General features: G+C 69.9%; 3 protein-coding genes. 2 read left to right on the top strand and 1 reads right to left on the bottom strand.

What is annotated here, in order from left to right; genetic code table 11:
• The first annotated feature begins 149 nt into the window (after window positions 1-149).
• Both paaD and paaE read left to right on the top strand, forming a co-directional pair.
• Entirely contained in the window at window positions 150-623 is a 474-nt protein-coding gene (paaD, locus tag AC3XYG_RS00090; protein ID WP_489137776.1) for a 1,2-phenylacetyl-CoA epoxidase subunit PaaD, read from the top strand.
• 16 nt (window positions 624-639) lie between these two features.
• Window positions 640-1,716: a 1,2-phenylacetyl-CoA epoxidase subunit PaaE gene (gene paaE, locus AC3XYG_RS00085; RefSeq protein ID WP_489137775.1), complete on the top strand. Its 1,077-nt coding sequence runs from the start codon at window positions 640-642 to the stop codon at window positions 1,714-1,716.
• A 168-nt stretch (window positions 1,717-1,884) separates the two neighbouring features.
• Here paaE and AC3XYG_RS00080 read toward each other — a convergent pair.
• Window positions 1,885-2,913 (bottom strand): AMP-binding protein (locus tag AC3XYG_RS00080; protein WP_489137774.1); only part of this gene is annotated, 1,029 nt, incomplete at its 5' end.

Here is a 2,913-nt window from a genome sequence, read left to right as displayed (position 1 = left end):
TGCGCGCGTCGGCGCGCGAAGAGTCCCTGTCCTCCCCCGCGTCCGGACCGGCGCGCCACACTTTGTCGTCAGCTCAGGCGGAGAAAAACCCCTCCCCCTACCCCCCTCCCGCGAGGGGCGGGGGGACTCAGAAAGAGGGCGCGGAAGGGTTGCGCCAGCGCGCCTGGGACGCCGCTTCCACCGTGGTCGACCCGGAGATCTCGGTGCTGACCATCGCCGATCTCGGCATCCTGCGCGACGTCGTCCTCCGCGACGGCCGGGTCGAGGTGGCGATCACCCCGACCTATTCCGGCTGCCCGGCGATGAGCATGATCGGGCTGGAGATCGAGCTGGCGCTGGAGCAGGCGGGCATCGCCGGCGCCCGGGTGCACACCGTGCTGTCGCCGGCCTGGACCACCGCCTGGATGACGGCGGAGGGGCGGCGCAAGCTGGCCGAATACGGCGTCGTGCCACCACAGGAAGGTGGCGGCCGGCGCGCCCTGTTCGGAGAGGAGGCGGTGCCCTGCCCGCGCTGCGGATCGGTCCACACCGAGCGCCTGTCGGAGTTCGGATCGACCTCCTGCAAGGCGCTGTGGCGCTGCACCGACTGCCGCGAGCCGTTCGACTACTTCAAGTGCCACTAACGGCCGGGAGCCGCCGATGTCTACGCCGCGCTTCCACCGCCTGACCATCCGCGACCTCAAGCGCGAGACGGCCGATGCGGTCTCGATCGCCTTCGACGTGCCGGATGATCTCGATGCCGATTACCGCTTCGCCCCCGGCCAGTACCTGACCCTGCGCGCCACCATCGATGGCGAGGATCTGCGCCGGTCCTATTCGATCTGCTCCGGCCCCGACGATGCCGAGCTGCGGATCGCGGTGAAGCAGGTCGAGGGCGGCGTGTTCTCCGGCTGGGTCAACCGCACGCTGAAGCCCGGCGACGCCATCGAGGTGATGACCCCGACCGGCCGCTTCGGGGTGCCGCACACGCCCGAAACCGGGCGGATCCATGTCGGCTTCGCCGCCGGGTCGGGCATCACCCCGGTGCTGTCGATCCTGCGCGGCGTGCTGAGCCGCGAACCGGACAGCCGCTTCTTCCTGTTCTACGGCAACCGGTCGACCGAGGAGATCGTGTTCCGCGAGGCCCTGGAGGAGCTGAAGGACCGGTTCGTCGGCCGCCTCTCGGTGTTCCATGTGCTGTCGCAGGAGGAGCAGGACTTGGCCGTCCTCAACGGCCGGCTGGACGGCGACAAAGTGCGGCGGCTGCTGCGGTTGGTGGTGCCGGCCGAGGCCGTCGACCACATCTATCTCTGCGGCCCCGAGGGCGTGAGCCACGAGATCGAGGCCACCCTGGCGGAGATCGGCGTCGCGCCCGAGAAGGTGCATGTCGAACGCTTCGTCTCGGCGCTGGGCGGCCGGCCGCGGCCGAAGCCTGTGGCGCCACCCCCCGATATGCCCAGCCGGGTGGCTGCTCTGACCGTCGACGGCAAGCGCCGCGAGGTCCCGGTGGCCGAGGGCGAGAGCATCCTGGACGCGGCGCTGCGCGCCGGCATGGACCTGCCCTATGCCTGCAAGGGCGGCATGTGCTCGACCTGCCGCGCCCGGCTGGTCGAGGGCGAGGCCGAGATGGAGGTCAACTATTCGCTGGAGCCCTGGGAGCTCAAGGCCGGCTTCATCCTGACCTGCCAGGCCCACCCCAGGAGCGACCGGGTGGTGGTGGATTACGACCACGTTTGAGACTGCTGTTTGCGTTGCCTCTCCCGCCTGGCGGGAGAGGTCGGGCTCGCATCGCGAGACCGGGTGAGGGCTGGTCCCGGCCTCGACGAAGAACCCTCACCCGGAGCCGCTTCGCGTCTCCGACCTCTCCCGTAAACGGGAGAGGCAACGCGGAGAGCCTGTCTCGCCCTACCCCTTCGGCCGCTTGTCGATCACCCGCTTCGCCTTGCCGGCGGAGCGTTCGATCGACCCCGGGGCCTGGATCACCACCCGGGCCGAGATGCCGATCGTGTCCTTGATCCGCGCCGTCAGCCGCTCGGCATGATCGGCCAGGCCAGACCCGTCCCAGGCCTCCGCCCGCGCCTCGGCCAGCACCGTCATCTCGTCCAGCCGGCCGGGACGGCTCAGCTCGATGACGAAATGGCCGCCGCACCAGTCGCAGGCCAAGAGCGCCTCCTCGATCTGGGTCGGGAAGACGTTGACGCCGCGCAGGATGATCATGTCGTCGGAGCGGCCGGTGACCTTCTCCATCCGCCGCATGCCGGGCCGCGCCGTGCCGGGCAGCAGCCGGGTCAGGTCGCGGGTGCGGTAGCGGATGATCGGGAACGCCTCCTTGCTCAGCGAGGTGAAGACCAGCTCGCCCAGTTCGCCATCCGGCAGCACCGCGCCGGTGACCGGATCGATCACCTCCGGCAGGAAATGATCTTCCCAGATGTGCAGCCCGTCCTTGGTCTCGACGCATTCCTGGGCGACGCCGGGGCCGATCACCTCCGACAGGCCATAGATGTCGGTGGCATCAAGGGCGAATTCCTGTTCGATCTCCTGCCGCATGGCGTTGGTCCAGGGCTCGGCGCCGAAGATGCCGAAGCGCAGCGAGCTGTCGCGCGGGTTCAGCCCCTGGGCGCGGAAGCCGTCCAGGATCGCCAGCAGGTAGCTCGGCGTCACCATGATGATGTCGGGCCGGAAGTCGGTGATCAGCTGGACCTGGCGTTCGGTCATGCCGCCCGACATCGGCACCACGGTGCAGCCCAGCCGTTCCGCCCCGTAATGCGCGCCCAGGCCGCCGGTGAACAGGCCGTAGCCATAGGCGACATGCACCATCATGCCCGGCCGGCCGCCGGCGGCGCGGATCGACCGCGCCATCACCGTCGCCCACATGTCGAGATCGGCCTGGGTGTAGCCGACCACGATCGGCTTGCCGGTGGTGCCGGAGGAGCC

The organism is Inquilinus sp. (assembly GCF_057815775.1).
Note: the sequence above shows the minus strand (reverse complement) of the source record. Positions and strands in the feature narration are given on the sequence as shown.

Coding starts and splice junctions, on each gene's coding strand:
- paaE (WP_489137775.1), top strand. CDS start 640: ATGTCTACGCCGCGCTTCCACCGCCTGACCATCCGCGACCTCAAGCGC.